This is a genomic window from Sphingobacterium sp. E70 (assembly GCF_019285695.1).
GTDB classification, from domain to species: domain Bacteria; phylum Bacteroidota; class Bacteroidia; order Sphingobacteriales; family Sphingobacteriaceae; genus Sphingobacterium; species Sphingobacterium detergens.
Genome location: NZ_CP079104.1, coordinates 3,724,053 through 3,743,236 on the forward strand (window position 1 = coordinate 3,724,053; position 19,184 = coordinate 3,743,236).

Consider the following 19,184-nt stretch of genomic DNA (forward strand, 5'->3'; position numbering starts at 1 on the left):
AGATGTTCCCTAAATTCCTGTTCTACTTCAAAGAATTGTGAAGCCCGGGCGTTGCCTATCACCTTGGCAAATTTTGCGCGGTACTCCTTTTTATTTGTACTTCTTTGGCATCATATTGCAATACATCCCTCGATCCACCTCTAAAACTGTTTTTAGGGGCTCCATTTAGTTTTTCTTTCCGGATATCCCATAATGTTTGGCTATATTCATTATAGAGTGGAAAGAATTGCTGTGCTTCTTTGGGTGTTAAATCTAGTTCCTTAGTAATATAAGCTATCTTTTCATTTTCAATAGCTTGAAATCGATTTTTGTCTTGCGCAAAGCCCAAGGCAATAGAAAATATACTAAAGAACAATGTTATCCATATGTTTTTTTGTTGAACATCATTATAAGGTATAGTTTAGATAATCTTCTATCTCTTGTTTAGATATGTTAGTGCCAAATCCTTTCGTTGGAAGATTTGTTTCATCCGTATATTGGGACATATATATTATGTCATCACCTGAAGCCGAAGCCGAAAGGTAATTAATAATTTCCTGCTTGGGTATTTCAGATAAATGTTGACTGAGCTGTTCCTCGGCTACATTATCTTGTGCGATCGTATTTTGCTGCTGGAATTGATAACCCCAATACCCACCTAGACCTAACATGGCTGTAAACGAAGCCGCTACAGCATATCGAGTATACCATTTTTTTGGCTTTCCTAAGCGACGGATCGGAGTTGAATCTCTTTCTTCTTTTATATCCTGAATAGCACCGATAATTTTGCCTGAAAGCGTATCAAAATAATGTGGTGGCAGGTCAAAACCTGTAACAGGAACCGTATCTTTTAATTTTTCTTCTGCAACACGAGCGAAAACAGTTTCTTCAAGATCCGCATGATAATCTACAGGAAGGTCGAAACCATCCGTTGAAATAACTTCCTTCAATTCTGCTTCCGCAATACGAGCGAAAATAGTTTCTTCAAGATCCGCATGATAATTTACTGGAAGATCGAAACCATCTGTTGAGATAACTTCCTTCAATTCTGCTTCCGCAACACGAGCGAAAATAGTTTCTTCAAGATCTGAATGATATTCTACAGGAAGGTCGAAACCATCCGTTGAGATAACTTCCTTCAATTCGGCTTCTGCAACACGAGCGAAAATAGTATCTTCAAGATCTGCATGATAATCCACAGGAAGATCGAAACCATCCGATTGGATTTTTTCTTTTAAGTTTTCTTCCGAAATTCGATGAAAGATATTTTCTGTTAGTTTATCTGAATACTGTTCAGGCATAGCGAAGCCATCTCCAGCGACTTGAGCTTTGAGGGAGTCAGCTGCTATTTTGCTCAGCACAACATCAGGGAGCGAATCAAAGTACCCATCAGGAACCTCAAATACAGAATCATCTTTGCATGCTATCCATTTGACTTGCGCTATTATTTTAGATTCTAAATCACTGAAATAATTTTCAGGCACGCCAAAAGGATTTTCACGCAATGATTCTGGAAGATGATTAGATTCCAGCCCATCATGATATGTGCTATTTTCCTTCATAGTATTTGTTAGAACCGAATTTCGCTAAAAGGTTTAATCGTGGTTGTTAAAAAAGCCTCTATTTTTTTACTGCCAAATGGTAAGATGCTTTTAATGCACCAACACTTGTACCGAGTACATCAGAAATCTCTTCATATTTCATGTCTTCAAAATATTTCATATTGAAAACTAATTTCTGTTTCTCTGGCAATGTTAATAAAGCTTGTTGCAATTTCATTTGAGCTTTGTCACCATTAAAATAATTGCCATCAGCAAGTGTTTCTGCTAAGTAAGCAGTCGTGTCGTCATCCAACGACACGTTCTGCTTTTTTTTTTTTTTTATTTAAGAATGTAATACATTCGTTTGTTGCAATGCGATATAGCCAGGTATACAATTGTGAGTCTTCACGGAAGTTCCCAAGGTTCTTCCATACTTTGACAAAAATATCCTGAACGACATCATCTGCATCATCGTGATCGATTACCATTCTCCGCACATGCCAATAAATCTTTTGCTGATATTTTTCAACAATAAACGGAAAGCTTCTTCTCGCGTACTTTCTTCGGCGAATTTTGCTATAATTAAAGCGTCATCCATATATTGACCTGTGTAGTTTTGTTATTTTCTTTTAATTACTTTCTGAGCCGCAGCAACGATAGCGTCAGCGTTCAAACCGTATTTTTCCATGAGTTGAGCTGGAGTACCTGATTCACCAAAACTATCGTTGACCGCTACATATTCTTGCGGGCTCGGTAATTCTTTGGCTAGTACTTGCGCAACGCTGTCGCCCAATCCACCAAGACGGTTGTGCTCCTCAGCTGTCACGACACATTTCGTTTTAGCAACTGATTTCAAGATCGCTTCTTCGTCCAACGGTTTGATCGTATGGATATTGATGATTTCGGCGTTGATACCCAATTCTGCCAATTTTTCACCCGCTTGGATGGCTTCCCATACCAAGTGACCTGTAGCGATGATGGTCACATCTGTACCTTCATTCAATAAGATGGCCTTTCCGATGACAAATTCTTGATCAGCCGGAGTAAAGTTAGGAACTACCGGACGACCAAAACGTAAATAAACCGGACCTTCAAATTTCGCTGCCGCAATAGTTGCTGCTTTTGTTTGGTTGAAGTCACAAGGGTTGATTACAGTCATTCCAGGTAACATTTTCATCAATCCAATGTCTTCCAAAATTTGGTGTGTAGCACCATCTTCACCCAAGGTTAATCCTGCATGAGAAGCAGCAATTTTTACATTTTTACCTGAGTATGCGATAGATTGACGGATTTGGTCATAAACACGACCTGTAGAGAAGTTGGCGAAAGTACCTGTGAAAGGAACTTTACCACCAATAGTAAGTCCAGCCGCGATGCCCATCATGTTTGCTTCAGCAATACCGATTTGGAAAAAGCGTTCTGGGAATTCTTTGATAAAATCGTTCATTTTCAATGAACCGATCAAATCAGCACATAATGCTACCACATTTTCATTTTGTTTTCCAGCTTCCAATAAGCCAGCACCAAAACCTGAACGTGTATCTTTTGACTCTGTGTAAGTATATTTTTTCATTTCTAGTAATCTCCTAAAGTTTCAGTAAGTTGATTCAATGCCGACGCCAATTGTTCGTCATTTGGAGCAACACCGTGCCATTTATGAGAACCCATCATGAAATCAACACCTTTTCCCATCTCTGTGTGCAATAAGATAACCACTGGTTTACCTTTTCCGGTACGTGATTTTGCTTCTTCTAAGCCTGCAACTACTGAAGCCATATCATTTCCTTTAGTCACTTCCATCACATCCCAGCCAAAAGCTTCCCATTTTGCGCGAAGATCACCTAATGATAGTACCTGATCTGTCGATCCGTCTATCTGTGCATTATTGTAATCAACAGTCGCAATCAAGTTGTCAATCTTGTTGTGTGGTGCATACATTGCAGCTTCCCAAACCTGGCCTTCCTGCAATTCACCATCACCCATTAATACATAAACTAGATTATTGTCTTTATTCAATCTTTTTGCCTGTGCGGCACCGATAGCAACGGATAATCCCTGACCCAAAGATCCTGACGCAATGCGGATGCCTGGAAGACCTTCGTGTGTCGTTGGGTGCCCCTGTAGTCTGGAGTTGATTTTTCTGAATGTTGCCAATTCGCTTGCTTCAAAATAACCCGCATGTGCCAATGTACTGTAAAATACAGGTGAAATGTGTCCGTTTGACAAGAAGAATAAATCCTCTCCTTTTCCGTCCATATCAAAGGAAGGATTACGTTTCATTGCATTGAAATAAAGCGCCACAAAGTAATCTGTACAACCTAAAGAACCACCTGGGTGTCCTGATTGACAAGCGTGTACCATACGTACGATATCACGTCTTACTTGTGATGCAATTTGTTCTAGTTTGTTAATATCTGCACTCATTTTTTTGTTGGTTTCACAATTGGTCGTAAAGTTAACTATTTTTAAGCTAGATGCTTGTTAAAAAGTGAATTTCTTTATTTAGTATGGGCTTTATGGTGATACGCATAGCTATTTGGTTAAATAGGTCCTTAGCTTGCGAACGGATACCATTTCAATTTTAGACCTTTTCATGTTAACTTTTTTTGTACCTTGCTTTTAATTATAAAACCCACAATTTTCAAGATGATGCCTAATCAATCTAAACGTTTTCTGTTTGTTGCGACATTTTCCGTACTACACTTCTATTCTTTTGCTCAGGATAAACCCGTTTACCATAAAGATTGGATTGACTTCAACAAAAATGGTAAAAGGATATCTATGAAGATCCCAAACAATCCGTAGTAAGTCGAGTGGAGGACCTGTTGAGCCAGATGACGACACAGGAAAAGGCCAATCAAACCGTTACACTCTATGGTTATGGAAGAGTATTGAAGGATGAACAACCTACGGCTGCCTGGGACAATGAGATTTGGAAACATGGATTAGCCAACATAGACGAGATGTTAAATAGTCTTGCCTATAATAAGTCGGCAAAAAGCTCTTTTTCTTATCCCTTCAGCCGCCATGCTGTTGCATTGAATAATGTACAAAAGTGGTTTATCGAACATACCCGGCTAGGTATTCCAGTTGATTTTACTAATGAGGGAATACACGGTCTCAACCATGATCGGGCGACGCCACTACCAGCTCCGATTAATATTGGAAGCACCTGGAATACCAAATTGGTGCGGGGTGCAGGTGAAATAGTGGGGCGAGAAGCGAAATATTTAGGATATACCAATGTCTATGCCCCGATTCTAGATGTCTCCCGAGATCCAAGATGGGGGCGTGTTGTGGAAACTTATGGTGAAAATCCTTTTCATATCGCAGAAATGGGTAAACAGGCTGTCTTGGGTATTCAACAAAATGGTGTTGCGTCAACATTGAAACATTATGCCGTCTATTCAGTACCTAAGGGAGGGCGAGATGGAAATGCAAGGACAGATCCACATGTTGGTTTTCGTGAAATGCATGAACTTCATTTATATCCATTTAAACGGGTTGTCAAAGAGGCTAAACCAATGGGTATTATGAGTAGTTACAATGACTATGATGGTGTACCGGTCTCGTCAAGTAAATATTTTCTGCAAGATTTGCTACGGAAGGATTATGGATTTGAAGGATATATCGTTTCGGATAGTGAGGCGCTGGAGTTTATCAGCAGTAAACATCATGTTGCTGTAGATTATAAAGATGCAATACGGCAAGCCTTAGCGGGAGGACTCAATGTCCGGACGAATTTCGATCCACCGAGTACATACCTGACACCATTGATGGAACTTATCAACGAAGGCGGGCTTGATATGAACATATTGGATCAACGTGTTCGGGAAGTATTGACTGTCAAGTTTAAGTTAGGATTATTTGATCATCCGCTTGTCGACAACACAACATTGGCGGACAAGAAAATCCATACACAGGCAGATGAGGATATTTCCTGCAAGTGAATAGAGAATCCATTGTTTTGCTTAAGAATGAGCAGCAGCTATTACCGATAGATGTCAATAAGTATAAGCGGATTTTGGTGACGGGCCCTATGGCCGAAGCAACAAATTATACAACAAGTCGTTATGGGCCATCCAATAATCCGATTACAACTATTAAAGATGGCATTATCGAATATGCTAAAGGGAAAGCAGTCCAAGTAAACTACTCGAAAGGGGTGGATGTTGTCGATAAGAACTGGCCCGAAAGTGAAATTATCCCAACAGATCTGTCTAAAGAGGAAATCGAAAGCATGTCCGAAGGTGTACGCCTAGGGAAGGAGTCTGATTTGATTATTGCTGTCATGGGAGAATCGGAACGTGAAGTTGGAGAAAGCCGGTCTCGCTCAGATCTCAATCTACCAGGTAAACAACGTGATTACCTAATGAAGTTAAAAGAAACAGGAAAACCTATCGTTCTGGTACTCGTTAATGGACGTCCATTGTCTGTCAATTGGGAAAATAAATACTTGCCTGCTATTGTCGAAACTTGGTTTCTAAGTGGTCAATCTGGACACGTTGTAGCAGATATGTTATTTGGTGAGTATAATCCGAGCGGAAAGCTTCCGATTTCATTTCCTAAATCTGTTGGACAGATCGAAATGAATTTCCCGACCAAGCCTGGGGCACAAGCGGGACAACCCGGTGTTGGTCCCAATGGCTGGGGAAATAGTCGGGTTGTTGGATTTCTTTATCCTTTTGGCTATGGCTTAAGTTATACTGATTTTCAATTTTCAAATTTGCGTCTGAATAAAAAGCAGATTCGACCGACAGACTCGCTGACAGTTACAGTGGATGTACAGAATATCGGAAAAAGAAAAGGAGCAGAGGTCGTTCAACTTTATGTCAAGGATGTTGTTTCTTCTGTAACAACTTACGAGATGGATTTGCGTGGTTTCGAAAAAATCGAATTAAATCCCGGTGAGAAAAAGTCTGTCCAGTTTTCAATTTTACCGGCGCACCTTGAGTTGTTGGATCAATACAATAAATGGACTGTAGAGCCTGGGAAATTTGAAATCTTTATTGGAAATTCATCTGCTAATCTACCATTGAAAGATTCATTCGATGTGACTAAAGAGTGATGTTCACAGCGCCTGTTTGTGCAAAAAAATATATCCCTTATTAGGGCATACTAGATACAATTAGATATAAAAAAGGATTCAGCAAAATTTCATATTGCTGAATCCTTTTAAAAATTCTTATGTTATTTATGATTACATTGCTTCAGCAACAACTTCTGTCACACCTGGGACCATACGCTTCAATAAACCTTCGATACCAGCTTTTAAGGTGATCGTTGATGAAGGGCAGCCACTACAAGAGCCTTTTAGCTCAACAGTTACAATACCTTCGTTGAAAGATTTGTAATGAATAGCACCACCATCTTGTTCAACAGCAGGTCTTACATAATCATGTAATACTTGTTGTATTTTCACTTCTGTTTCTGTTCCTTCAAAGTTTACTTCCGTATCATGATGCACAGCTTTCACCGCAAGCTCAGATTCTACAGCACCTTTTACGAAGTCTTTCAATAAGGCTTCGATATCTTCCCATTCCGCATCTTCTGTTTTGGTAATGGTAACAAAATTGCTTGCAAAAAAATACACCGTTTACGAAATTGAATTTGAATAATTCCAGCGCGAAAGGTGAATCTTGTGCAGCTTCTTTATTTGGGAAATCCACACTACCATTGATCAATAACTTATTGACCAAAAACTTCATAGTTGAAGGATTGGGAGTAGATTCTGTATATACGTTGATAGTAGCCATTTAAATTTTATTTTTATTCCAAACAAAGATAGATCAAAACAAGCGTTGTTAAGGTCATCTATAAGTCAAAGCTTATAAAGTGACACCTGTGTAATTAGAAGGGCTGATTGCCTTTAATTCCGCTTTTACCTCTTCAGATACGTTGAGATTATCTACAAACGTTGCAATGGTCTCTTTGGTCACATGCGTATTGGTACGTGTTAGATCTTTTAATGCTTCGTAAGGTTTTGGATAGCCTTCTCTGCGCAAGATCGTTTGTAACGCTTCAGCAACAACTGCCCAGTTATTTTCAAGATCATTCGCAAGCGCCTGTTCATTTAAGATCAACTTACGTAAACCTCGCAATGTCGATTTGAAAGCAATTAGGGTATGTGCAAATGGAACGCCGATATTACGTAATACAGTCGAATCTGTAAGATCCCTTTGAAGACGTGAAATAGGTAATTTAGCGGCTAAATGTTCGAATATCGCATTGGCAATTCCTAAATTTCCTTCTGCGTTTTCAAAATCAATAGGATTGACTTTGTGTGGCATTGCAGAAGATCCGATCTGACCAGCAGTGATTTTCTGCTTAAAGTATTCCATGGAGATGTAAGTCCATACATCACGGCATAAGTCAATGATGATGTTATTGATTCGTTTTAATGCATCACAACTTGCCGCAAAGTTGTCATAATGTTCAATTTGGGTCGTGGTTTGTGAACGATCCAATCCTAGAATATTATTAACGAAATTATTACCGAAGGCAATCCAGTTGGTCTGTGGATACGCCACGTGATGAGCATTGAAATTACCTGTTGCCCCACCAAACTTAGCTGAATAAGGTACGGTATGTAAAAGTTGTAACTGACGTTCGATACGCTCGATAAAGACATAGAGTTCTTTACCTAGACGAGTTGGAGATGCTGGTTGTCCGTGTGTACGGGCAAGCATTGGAATAGCCGACCAAGAGGTTGCCAAAGACTTTAGCTCATGCAGCAATTCTTCAATGATCGGTGTATAACTTTCTTTGATTGCCTCTTTCCATGAAAGAGGGATAGCGGTGTTGTTGATGTCCTGAGAAGTCAGACCAAAGTGAATAAATTCAAGATGATCCTGTAGTCCTAGTTTTTCAAATTGATCTTTTAAAAATATTCAACGGCTTTAACATCATGATTGGTAACTTTTTCAGTGTTTTTGATCCAGATTGCATCTTCTTCGGAAAAGTTACGGTAGATATCTCGCAATTTTTCGTTCAATGTGTTGTCAAAATGCTGCAATTGAGCGATACCCGATTCACTTAATGCGATAAAATATTCAACTTCAACACGAACTCGATATTTTATTAAAGCAAATTCGGAGAAAAAGCCGAAAGTTCATTGGTGTTATTGTAATAGCGTCCGTCAATAGGCGTGACTGCTGTTAAGGATGATAAAGCCATAGATTGAATGATTTTTGGCAAAGGTAAAAAAATGCTTGGAGCTTAGCAATTTAATTGGGTGAGATATAAAAAAATGCCTCCCTATTAAGGAGGCATTTCTATACTGGTTGAAATTCTGTTTCGAAGAATTATTTTTTAGCAGCAGTATCAACTTTAGAAGCAGCTGAATCAACTTTTTGAGCAGCTGAATCAATTTTGTTAGCAGCTGAATCCAACGTGTTAGCAGCAGAATCAACTAAAGCAGATGCTGAATCAACTGCATCAGTTGATTTTTTACCAGTTTCACCACATGAAGCGAAGGCTACAGTTAAAGCCAATCCTAAGAAACCTAATTTGAATGCGTTTTTCATTTTATTAAAATTAAAAGTAATTTCTAAATCTTGTTATTTAAGACTTAATACAGGTAAATTGAAAAGGTAACCCTGCTGCCCAATATTTTTTAAAAAGAGAGGCTTCTCTTGCGAAAAGCCTCTCCAAATGCGTTATTCAGCTTCTAAAATTATTTTTTAGCAGCAGTATCAACTTTTGAAGCAGCTGAATCAACTTTTTGAGCAGCTGAATCAATTTTATTAGCAGCTGAATCCAAAGTGTTAGCAGCAGAATCAACTAAAGCAGATGCTGAATCAGTAGCACCTTCAGCTTTTTCTCAGTGTTGTTACAAGATGCGAAAGCTACAGTTAAAGCTAAACCTAAGAAACCGAATTTTAATGCGTTTTTCATTTTCTAATTTTCTAATTTAAATTGAAATATTTTCTTTTCATCTCTTAATACACGGAACCCAAAAGGTAACCCAAAAAAATACATTTTTTTTAATTGTATGTAAGGTGTTTAAAATCAGTTATTTATTTTTTTATTTGCTTCCATTTTATTGAGGGAGATGGTCCATTTAATAGAAGAAATTAAAAATAGGCACAAACGATTTGATAGATAAAACTGTTTAGATAGCTATAGTAAGGAGGAAACAGGCTTGAATTGATTGGTGTATCGTGGGCTACACAAACAATTTTTAAATATTTTTATTATTTTAAGAGGAAACCCTGTAAAAAAGAAATTGCGATTATGTTTGATAAAGTTAAGAATATAATGGATTTGGCAAAATCAATTGACTTTGGCAAATTAGAGGAAATCTCGAAAAAAGTAGACCTAGGTGCTGTTATGGATGCGGTCTCGAAAATGGATGATAAACAGCTTCATGGTTTAATGAAAATGCTAAATCCCGGGAAAGAAAAAAAAGGAATTACCACCTATCAATGGGGATTTCTATGATATGGACAGCAAATTGAATGGGTCAGATCGCGAACTCCAGTTGAAGGTACGTGAGTTTATGGAAGTCGAAGTGAAGCCTATCGTCAATAAATATTGGTTAAGAGATGAATTCCCTTTTGAAATAGTACCCAAGTTAGCCGCTTTAAATATATGTGGATATACTTACGAGGGTTACGGATGTATGGGGGAAGTTCGTTGATGGAAGGTATCATTGCTGCAGAGATTGCTCGGGTAGATGCATCCGTTGCTACTTTCTTTGGTGTACAGAGTGGTTTAGCCATGGGGTCGATTTATATCTGTGGGTCGGAAGAACAAAAACAGGAATGGTTGCCAAGGATGCAAAAGATGGAGGTGATCGGTGCTTTTGGTCTAACCGAACCGGAAGTTGGTTCGGGAGCAGCAGGCGGATTGACAACCACCTGTAAGAAGACTGCTGAAGGCTGGGTTTTAAATGGTCAGAAGAAATGGATCGGAAACTCCACCTTTTCTGATATTACAATAGTTTGGGCCAGGGATCTTGATGATGGAGAAGTAAAAGGTTTTATTGTGCGTAAAGATAATCCTGGGTTCTCGGTTGAAAAGATCAAAGATAAAATGGCCTTGCGGATTGTGCAAAATGGATTGATTACATTAGACAACTGTATCATCCCCGAAACAGATCGTTTGCAAAATGCGAATTCTTTCAAAGATACAGGTAAAGTCCTTCAAATGACGAGAGCGGGGTTGCATGGATGGCTGTGGGCTGCGCACGAGGAGCCTATGAAAATGCCTTGGATTATACACGCAAAAGAAAACAGTTCGGCAAGCCTATTGCATCTTTTCAGTTGATTCAAAATCATTTGGTTGAAATGCTATCGAATCTAACGGCAATGCAAACGCTAGTCTTTCGATTATCTGAATTGCAAGATGCTGGACAACTAAGGGATGAACATGCTTCACTGGCAAAAGTGTTTTGTTCTTTACGGACAAGAGATATTGTGTCCAAGGCGAGGGAAGTCATGGGCGGAAATGGTATCTTGCTGGAGTATAATGTTGCCAGATTCCTCGCCGATGCCGAGGCGATTTATTCTTATGAAGGCACCAAGGAAATCAATTCTTTGATTGTTGGAAGAAGTATCACAGGATTTAGTGCTTTTGTCTAAAGCTTGTGCCGTAAATTAATTTAGTACGGACAATAATTGATATAAAAGGATAGGGTTTTGGTGATCACCAAAACCCTATCCTTTTTATGTTTTACTTGCGCTGAAATCTCATCATGGCAATATCGCCCATGATAAAGGTCAGTGTATTTTCATTGACATCATAGCTGTTCACTTTTTCTAATGTGGAAAAGAAGGTTGCTTCACCATTGCCTTCGCAAGCCATTTTCGTAGACATGATAGGACCGAAGCTAATTTGGTGATCGTTCGTCTTAAATGTAGCATTGTAATTGTTGCAACTGCTGTTACCATTTATCTTTCCATCCTGTATGTTAAATGTTATCGTTGGTTTGCGATTGGGATACAGGCCCTCAAAAGCGATACGTGGTCCAGAGATGTAATCAAGCTCCCAAGTTCCGCTTAAATTTTGCTTTTCCTCCATTAACTTAAATTTTGCCAAAGGAGCCATCTTTGCTTTATTTAAACTTAGAATACCATTACTTAGGCTATAGTTGTCCGCTGTGATTAATGCCTTAGATAAAGCTTGTTCAATCGACATGTCAGGGCAGGCCATCATCGTTGACATCCCTTGTGCAAACTTAATTTTTCCATTGGTTGAAAAGGTCAGTTCGCCACCTATTCCGTTGCAACCACCATTGGCGCTATAACTTTTTCTTCCAGTTTGAGAAAAGGAACCCGACCGTTGACCTGTCCGGAAACAGCCTTTCCACCGATTTCAATTAATTGCCATTTTTTTCCAATAATGGTAGCGGATGCATTATCCGAATCCGGTTTGCCTGAATTCTTTTTAATGCTGAACAGCTCGCCAAAGCAAGAACAGCCATCATCAATACCACAATGTTTCTAAATCTCATCTTTTAAATTTTTATATAAAACATCATTTCTAACGTTTGGTTTTACAAATTGCTACAAAAGGCTATTAACAAAAGAAGGCTTCCTCTTGGGAAGCCTTCTTTATCAGTTATATAAATAATACTATTTATTTTTGTTTTGTTGAGCTTGTTGTTGAGCACGCATCATTTCTTCCATTTTAGACTGGAAGCTTGATTTTTTCTCAACTTTTGGATTCTTTTTATTTTCTTCCAGTTTAGCTAAGATTTTATCATCATTTACCATTGTACGAATAACCAATTGCGTCAAGAATGTAAACAACGCACTTAGGAAATAGTAATAGTTCAGACCTGCAGGGAAACTGTTTAGGACAAAGAAGAAAATCAAAGGCATAATATAACCCATGTATTTCATTTGACCAGTTGCGCCCGAAGTCGCATTGTTGTACCAAGTGGTCAACAATGTTGTCAGGGTCATCAAGATACACATCAAAGAGATGTGGTTGAATGATCCAAAAATAGGTGCAAATGTAAACAAGGTATCATAGGTTGACATATCTTTCATAAACAAGAAGCTCTGTCCTCTCAATTCAAATAAATTTGGAAAGAAATAGAAGAAAGCAATTGTAAATGGCATTTGCAGCACAAGAGGTAGACAGCCTCCGAGTGGATTCACTCCGACCTGTTTATACAGCTTCATCTGCTCCTGTTGCATCAACATCTGATTGTCTTCACCGACTTTCGCTTTGATCTCATCCAACTGCGGTTTCAATACCCGCATTTTAGCCATAGATACATATGACTTGTAAGTCATTGGCGAAAGAACCAGTTTTAACAATAATGTAAGTAACAAGATGACAATACCATAGCTCATATGGAAACCATCCAAGAAGTTAAATGCAGGCACGGTAATCCATTGATTGATCCAGCGCATAGGCCCCAGCCCATATTGATGATGGATTGGTAATCATTGCCTTCTGCTTTCAATACATTGTATTGGTTTGGCCCGAAAAAGAAATTCAACGAATAATTGTTGTCTTTATGGTTATCAAAAGCCAATTCAGCATTGGTGTTGTAAAATTTCACCACATCACCTTCCGTTGCATGCTTTACATCGATTTTCGCATTAACGAATCCATTTTTAGCATTTAGGATATTTGAAAAATAATGTTGTTTAAAAGCAATCCATTGCACTTTCTTTTCCAGTGCTTCATCATCGTCCTTCGATTCAGATAAATGGTCTACTTTATTATCTTCTTGGTAATATAGGGTAGATTTTTGTCTTTCAGATTCAATATTCTGCTCTTTTTGTCTCAGAACAGTATTCCAGTTCAATGTCAATGTTTTTTGACTCTGTGGGATCAGGTTTTGAATACCTTTTGTATTGACATCCAGGGCTACGTTGTAACCTTTTCCAGCAATAGAATATACATATTCAATATATTGATCAGCACTGTAGTTCAATTTGAATTTTACCGATTGTTTACCTTCACCCGAAACTTGGATATCAGAAGATTCTGTGTTAAAGAATAAATCGTTGGTGGAGATGTTTTGTCCCGCAGCATTGAACTGGAAACCAAACTTATTGTCCTCACCTTCGAAAAGCATCAAAGGTTTTCCATTGAAATTCTTTTCGCCTTTTAATTCGACCGATTTCACTTTACCACCTTTTGTGCTGATTTTGGCAATGATAGCATCATTTTCAAGGGTAATGATTTTTTCAGTTCCAAATTTTGACGCACCAAAAGGTTTTTTCAGTTCAGCTGAATCTGCAATCACTGCTGTTTGCGCTGTTTTTGCTTTCGCGATAGAGTCACTTGTTACAGGCAGTCCTTTTGCAGCCTGAGCTTTCGCCTCTTGTCGCGCTTGTTCTTGTTTGATTTCTGATTCTGAAGGCTTCATCAGGTAAAATGAACCAGTGATGATGGCAAACATCAGGACCAAACCAATTAGGGTATTTCTATCCATCTTTAATAATTAAACTTAATTAATTTTATCCTTCTAATACTACTTTGATTTCTTGTTGGCCAAAGCAGCGGCTACAAAGCTAACAAAAAGTGGGTGAGGATTTGCAACAGTTGACTTTAATTCTGGATGAAATTGTCCGGCAACGAAAAAAGGATGGTTTTTCAATTCGACAATTTCAACTAATCCAGTCTCCGGATTGAATCCCGAAGCGATCATTCCTGCTGCTTCATATTGTTTTAAATAGTCATTGTTAAATTCATAACGGTGACGGTGTCTTTCGGAAATTTTGTTTTTCCATAAATTGCAAAGGCTTTAGTACCTTTTTTAATTTCACAATCGTAAGCCCCTAAACGCATGGTACCACCCATATTCGTGATATTTTTTGTTCTTCCATCAGATTGATGACCGGATTGCTGGTGTTCGCATCCATTTCGAAACTATTGGCATCTTTCAATCCCAATACATTTCTTCCGAATTCAATGACGGAGCACATACCCAAACAGATACCAAAGAAAGGAATATTGTTTTCGCGCACATATTTGATTGCATTTAATTTTCCATCCAGACCACGTTCGCCGAATCCAGGGGCAACCAACACACCATCCATGCCTTTTAGTTTTTCAGCAACATTCTCTTTTGTAACACTTTCAGCAGCAATATAGCTTACCTTCACTTTGCATTCGTTTGTTGCTCCAGCATGTATAAAACCTTCGATAATGGACTTATATGCGTCTGGAAGTTCAACATATTTTCCGACTAAAGCGATGCAAACCTCACTTGTTGGGTTTTTGAGCTTGCCGAGGAAGTTTTTCCAGTTTTCTAGATCCGGTTCGTTTTTGTTGGAAAGTTTTAGTTTCGTTAACGCCGTTTTATCCAGATTCTCTTTCAACATAAGTAAAGGAACATCATAGATTGTCGAGGCATCGATAGATTCAACAACAGCATTGATGTTAACGTTACAAAACTGTGCTAATTTTTTACGGATTTCCTGTGATAATTTGTGCTCTGTACGGCATACTAAGATATCCGGCTGTACACCATATTCCAGCAACGTTTTGACAGAGTGCTGTGTAGGTTTGGTTTTAAGTTCACCGGCTGCGGCCAAATAAGGAACTAAAGTTAAGTGGATAACCAATGAGTTATTTGCTCCCAGTTCCCAACGCAATTGCCTTACAGCCTCAACGAATGGAAGGGATTCGATATCGCCTACAGTTCCGCCAAGTTCGGTGATGATAATATCATATTCATTTGATTCACCCAAAAGCTGCATACGGCGTTTGATCTCATCGGTGATATGTGGAATTACCTGAACTGTTTTTCCTAAATATGCACCTTCACGCTCTTGTTGGATAACGTGTTGGTAGATACGACCAGTTGTTACATTATTCGCTTGTGAGGTAGGGACGTTCAAGAAACGCTCGTAGTGGCCCAGATCAAGGTCCGTTTCCGCTCCATCTTCAGTAACATAACATTCACCATGCTCATACGGATTCAATGTTCCTGGGTCAATGTTAATGTAAGGATCGAATTTTTGAATGGTCACTTTGTAGCCACGTGCCTGGAGAAGTTTAGCAAGGGAGGCTGCAATAATACCTTTCCCTAACGACGAAGTAACGCCGCCCGTAACAAAAATATATTTAGTCATAACAATTAAAGGATTTTCAATTTTATGTGGTCAAAACGACCAATAATAGTTGCTCTATGTACGGGATACAAAGATAGCAATTTTTTATTCAATATTATAATTGAAGATCGACTGAATGAATAAATTAAAAATAGATGTTGCCCTGATTATCGATTGTAGCCTTTAAATTGGGCTGCGATTTTGACTTAATCTCAATGCGATAGAACTTATTTGCATTGGAAAAGACAAGTTGATAATGCTTGCTAATAGTAATGATTTCAGGATATAATTTGCTCAATTCATCAAGAGATGTTGCATAGCGCTTATTCGTGTTCCCGTAAATCTGTTGCAGGTAAAAGATATTCCAAGCTGTTTTTTCTAAGGCCAAAAATTGATCATCCATGGAATGTTTACTATCCTGATCTACAAATTTGATATGTCCCCATCGTTCGGGATAATGCATGTTGATCAGACCGATGGGCGACCATACCCAGTTTTCTTCCGCAAGTGGCTTACCTGTATTATCCTTTCTTTTGATATAACCTTTTCCATTGACATCATAGTGCCATTGTACGCGGGAGAAATTTATCTTCCACACTTCATTTGCCTTGATTTGATTTCCTTCACCAAAGTATTTTAGACTTTTGACGGGAATCTTCATTTCGACGGTCAAAAATTGTCTTTATCGGTTGGATTATTTATTGTTCCAGCATGGTATACAGCACTCTGGATATCCTTGGTATCCCAGTTTAAATTAGCTTTTCCACCAAAACGATAAGGTTTGGTCATCAGAAGGTCCATGATGGTATTCAGTGCATTGACTTCAATTTCAATATATTCCGGAGATTGGAGATTGGGTTTAAAAATACTTCAAAATCATTGTCATGATAAATAATGGTGTCTTTCTGTCTGAGATAGCCATTGATATGAGGTTCTTCCAATTTAGCAAAGAGGTAGAGGTTTTCATTGTCCCAAAGCATTTTAACACGAGTGTCAAATGATGGGGTAGGTTTACTCGTACCTTCGATATCTTTGAATGCGTTTGTCCATGGTGCTTTTTCCCAGGATATTTCGTCATCTTTACCATCAATTTTGATGGGAGTTTGAGCTTTTTGGACATAGTAAGTCTCGGGCTTAGACTGTAGTTGGAGAAAATCACCTACATTTCGCTGCGCAAAAATGGTTGTCGTCTGTAAAGTAAGAGCAAGTATAAAAAAACAGTTTTCATCAAAATATTGTATGTCTATTAGCCGCCAAGAGATTTCTATGAGTGCAATGGCAATCCTTGCACTGTTTATATAAAGTTTTAGACTCCCGCTGATCTTTACACAGGAGAGATTGGCAGCGCTAAAAGTAAGTAAAATGTTTTAGCTAGACAAAGAGGTGCGATTCTTTTTGAGAAATGAGGTTCAATTGTCTTAATTTTATTACACGGGTTCTGGTATTCCTATTCAAGTGAAGGGGGCGAGAACGTATTTGTGCTGGGGAAAGGAAGTGGCGGAAGGGATATAAAATAAAAAAAAGGCTTTGAATTTCATCAAAGCCTTTTTTTATGCCGAGGTAGTCGTAATTAGATTCTTTTCGATTTAATACGAGCAGCTTTACCAGTAAGGCCACGTAAATAGAATAATTTAGCGCGACGAACTTTACCGTAGCTGTTTACTACAATTTTTTCAATGTTTGGTGAGTTTACAGGAAAATACGTTCAACACCTACACCGTTAGAGATTTTACGAACGGTAAAAGTAGCGTTAGCACCTTCGCTGTTTAATTGGATTACTACACCTTGGTACACCTGCACACGCTCTTTATTTCCTTCGCGAATTTTATAATGAACGCTGATGGTATCTCCGGCTTTGAAAGCGGGAATTTCATTTCTTACTACCGCTTGTTCTTCTACAAATTTTACTAAATCCATGATTTCGAGTAATTATTAACGATTTATATCCTGTAAAAATCGGAATGCAATATTACGACTTATTTTTTGAATATGAAAATACTTTTTGAAAAAACTATCTACCGACAGTCAAATCGGATGCAAAGATATGAAAATGAAATGGATAATCTAAAGTTATTTTAAATATTCCTATATAGTACCAATTGACCGCGTTTTTGACCCTGATAATGGGGATTTAAAATGTAACTGATAAAAATATTGTACAATTAATCAGTGGTTTAGTGTGAAAAATGAGTTTAGGTCTTGATAAATTGAAAAATTGATTCGATATTTGTGCCACACAAAACAAAGGTGATACCTTTTCGGGGTGTAGCGTAGCCCGGTATCGCGCCACATTTGGGATGTGGAGGTCGTAGGTTCGAATCCTGCCACCCCGACTAAAAAGCTCTAACGAAAGTTAGGGCTTTTTTTTGTTTCTAGGCGGGATGAGAACCTACGACCTCTTAGGGACTATAAGGTTCGATCCGGAGGAGCTTTATACACTAATTTTCGATTTCCGCGAGGTGATCACCTCCTCGCTATTGCTCTTCTTGGCTCCATTATTGTATTAATTCTTTGCCGATAGCGAGCAAAGGAGTCGGGTATCGTGGAAACTGGATGGATTTTTTCCTGACAATTTACCTAATGTGGTCGGAATTCTTTAGTTTTGGCTATCTAATTAGTGAAAGATCAAACTATTGTCTCCTCGGCAAAGGAAAGGTTGGAAAAACTCAGAAATACGAACAAACAATGACATTGAAAGAAAGAATCGGCGACAATTACCTGAAATACCTGTTTACTGGGGTACTTTCAGCTTTGCTGGTTACCGGCTATGCGCAAGAAGTTGAGAAACAGCAGAAAGAAAAGGGCCAACATAATCAAAAAGGGATTGAAGGGCAAGTTCAAACGATGGATTCCATCGACGTCGTACGCGACTACCGACCGATGCTTGCCGATGCCGTCAAGGTGCGCCGGAGCCCAAATATGAAGCTTATCGACCGCGACGCGATCGAGACAGAGCTGCGCCAGATCGCCACCAGCACTTATTTGGCGCAACAAAAATACAAACAGGCCTATTACCATGAGTTGATGAAACGTCATCCGGACGCTTCGCAAAGCAATATCGACAATTACCGCATCAGCTATCTGGCCTATGGGGCCGGCGAATACAAAAGAGCGAGCGGTATGATGGAATCGATGAAACCTTCGGATGCCTTTTATCAAGGAGCGATCATGACTCTGGGCCATATCGCCCTGGAAACGGGCGACAAGCAGGCGGCGCGAAATGCCTTCGTCAAAGCGACGAAACTGGATCTCGATAGGCAAGTGAAAGCCGATGCACTATTTAACTACGCCAAAGTCCTTCTTGCCATGGACTCCACACAAGCCGCACAAAAATCCTCGAGAAATATATAGCCCAGGAAGATAAACCTGCTGAACCGGGGTAAAAAAACAGGAAAGTCCGGAATCACTATCAGCTGAAATCTTGCGGGGACGACCAACTTTCATGCTGGGGTCAGCCTGCTGGAGTCGCTGAAGAAGCGAGGCCGGGAGGTCGATGCGATCTATCAAAAAGTAACTTACTACCGTGGACTGGAATTTTATAATGAGCGTGCTTTCGAAAATAGCATCTCCATGTTTATGCGTTCGGAAAAATTCCCGATCAACGCAGAAATGGCGGCCCTGGCTACCTATTGGAAAGCGG

Annotated in this window: 15 protein-coding genes, 1 tRNA gene and 6 pseudogenes; 5 read left to right on the plus strand and 17 right to left on the minus strand. The window is 39.0% G+C overall.

What is annotated here, in order from left to right; genetic code table 11:
- Positions 1-58: 58 nt before the first annotated feature.
- The 5 genes and pseudogenes from KUH03_RS26160 to KUH03_RS26185 all read right to left on the minus strand — a co-directional run bounded on the left by KUH03_RS26160 (position 59) and on the right by KUH03_RS26185 (position 3,944).
- On the minus strand, positions 59-355 hold the full coding sequence (locus KUH03_RS26160) for a hypothetical protein (protein ID WP_257087452.1): 297 nt from the start codon (positions 353-355) through the stop codon (positions 59-61).
- Positions 356-386: 31 nt separating this feature from the next.
- Complete coding sequence (locus KUH03_RS26165; protein ID WP_257087453.1) at positions 387-1,541, minus strand: hypothetical protein; 1,155 nt, start codon at positions 1,539-1,541, stop codon at positions 387-389.
- Between the two features lie 33 nt (positions 1,542-1,574).
- Positions 1,575-2,118: pseudogene (locus KUH03_RS46770) on the minus strand (RNA polymerase sigma factor).
- 21 nt (positions 2,119-2,139) lie between these two features.
- The gene (locus tag KUH03_RS26180) at positions 2,140-3,093 is read right to left on the minus strand and encodes a transketolase family protein (RefSeq protein WP_077437638.1); all 954 of its coding nucleotides are present in this window, start codon (positions 3,091-3,093) and stop codon (positions 2,140-2,142) included.
- A 2-nt stretch (positions 3,094-3,095) separates the two neighbouring features.
- Positions 3,096-3,944 carry a transketolase gene (locus KUH03_RS26185; RefSeq protein ID WP_077437637.1) on the minus strand — a complete coding sequence of 283 codons (849 nt, stop codon included), beginning with the start codon at positions 3,942-3,944 and terminating at the stop codon, positions 3,096-3,098.
- A 389-nt stretch (positions 3,945-4,333) separates the two neighbouring features.
- On the opposite strand from KUH03_RS26185, the gene KUH03_RS26190 reads away from it, so the two are divergent.
- Together KUH03_RS26190 and KUH03_RS26195 are read left to right on the plus strand one after the other, a co-directional pair.
- Positions 4,334-5,470 (plus strand): glycoside hydrolase family 3 protein, encoded by a 1,137-nt coding sequence (locus KUH03_RS26190; protein WP_257087455.1) that lies wholly within the window; start codon positions 4,334-4,336, stop codon positions 5,468-5,470.
- 17 nt (positions 5,471-5,487) lie between these two features.
- Complete coding sequence (locus tag KUH03_RS26195; RefSeq protein WP_257087456.1) at positions 5,488-6,588, plus strand: glycoside hydrolase family 3 C-terminal domain-containing protein; 1,101 nt, start codon at positions 5,488-5,490, stop codon at positions 6,586-6,588.
- A 132-nt stretch (positions 6,589-6,720) separates the two neighbouring features.
- Here the strand turns inward: KUH03_RS26195 and KUH03_RS26200 are convergent.
- The 3 genes and pseudogenes from KUH03_RS26200 to KUH03_RS26210 all read right to left on the minus strand — a co-directional run bounded on the left by KUH03_RS26200 (position 6,721) and on the right by KUH03_RS26210 (position 9,046).
- Positions 6,721-7,276 (minus strand): annotated as a pseudogene (locus tag KUH03_RS26200) (NifU family protein).
- Positions 7,277-7,348: 72 nt separating this feature from the next.
- A pseudogene (gene purB, locus KUH03_RS26205) lies at positions 7,349-8,696 on the minus strand (adenylosuccinate lyase).
- Positions 8,697-8,824: 128 nt separating this feature from the next.
- Positions 8,825-9,046: a hypothetical protein gene (locus KUH03_RS26210; protein WP_120262264.1), complete on the minus strand. Its 222-nt coding sequence runs from the start codon at positions 9,044-9,046 to the stop codon at positions 8,825-8,827.
- 709 nt (positions 9,047-9,755) lie between these two features.
- On the opposite strand from KUH03_RS26210, the pseudogene KUH03_RS26215 reads away from it, so the two are divergent.
- Positions 9,756-11,104 (plus strand): annotated as a pseudogene (locus tag KUH03_RS26215) (acyl-CoA dehydrogenase family protein).
- 91 nt (positions 11,105-11,195) lie between these two features.
- Here the strand turns inward: KUH03_RS26215 and KUH03_RS26220 are convergent.
- From KUH03_RS26220 to rplS, 9 genes and pseudogenes are all read right to left on the minus strand, one after another.
- The gene (locus KUH03_RS26220; RefSeq protein ID WP_257097314.1) at positions 11,196-11,741 is read right to left on the minus strand and encodes an META domain-containing protein; all 546 of its coding nucleotides are present in this window, start codon (positions 11,739-11,741) and stop codon (positions 11,196-11,198) included.
- A 100-nt stretch (positions 11,742-11,841) separates the two neighbouring features.
- Positions 11,842-11,976: a hypothetical protein gene (locus tag KUH03_RS26225; protein ID WP_257087457.1), complete on the minus strand. Its 135-nt coding sequence runs from the start codon at positions 11,974-11,976 to the stop codon at positions 11,842-11,844.
- A gap of 121 nt (positions 11,977-12,097) precedes the next feature.
- Positions 12,098-12,886: a membrane protein insertase YidC gene (gene yidC / locus KUH03_RS46775; RefSeq protein WP_306429180.1), complete on the minus strand. Its 789-nt coding sequence runs from the start codon at positions 12,884-12,886 to the stop codon at positions 12,098-12,100.
- Entirely contained in the window at positions 12,823-13,920 is a 1,098-nt protein-coding gene (gene yidC, locus KUH03_RS46780) for a membrane protein insertase YidC (RefSeq protein WP_306429181.1), read from the minus strand. Before yidC (KUH03_RS46780) ends, yidC (KUH03_RS46775) begins: the two co-directional genes overlap by 64 nt.
- Before the next feature lie 39 nt (positions 13,921-13,959).
- A pseudogene (locus KUH03_RS26235) lies at positions 13,960-15,565 on the minus strand (CTP synthase).
- A gap of 124 nt (positions 15,566-15,689) precedes the next feature.
- Positions 15,690-16,205, minus strand: a complete 516-nt coding sequence (locus tag KUH03_RS26240) for a hypothetical protein (protein WP_257087458.1) — start codon at positions 16,203-16,205, stop codon at positions 15,690-15,692.
- Between the two features lie 8 nt (positions 16,206-16,213).
- Entirely contained in the window at positions 16,214-16,345 is a 132-nt protein-coding gene (locus KUH03_RS26245; RefSeq protein ID WP_257087459.1) for a hypothetical protein, read from the minus strand.
- A gap of 8 nt (positions 16,346-16,353) precedes the next feature.
- Positions 16,354-16,908, minus strand: a complete 555-nt coding sequence (locus KUH03_RS46785; RefSeq protein WP_306429802.1) for a carbohydrate-binding family 9-like protein — start codon at positions 16,906-16,908, stop codon at positions 16,354-16,356.
- Between the two features lie 206 nt (positions 16,909-17,114).
- Positions 17,115-17,461 (minus strand): annotated as a pseudogene (gene rplS / locus KUH03_RS26255) (50S ribosomal protein L19).
- Positions 17,462-17,803: 342 nt separating this feature from the next.
- Here rplS and KUH03_RS26260 point away from each other — a divergent pair.
- Both KUH03_RS26260 and KUH03_RS26265 read left to right on the plus strand, forming a co-directional pair.
- Positions 17,804-17,877 (plus strand) — tRNA-Pro (locus KUH03_RS26260).
- A 220-nt stretch (positions 17,878-18,097) separates the two neighbouring features.
- On the plus strand, positions 18,098-18,895 hold the full coding sequence (locus KUH03_RS26265; RefSeq protein ID WP_257087460.1) for a lipopolysaccharide assembly protein LapB: 798 nt from the start codon (positions 18,098-18,100) through the stop codon (positions 18,893-18,895).
- Positions 18,896-19,184: the final 289 nt, after the last annotated feature.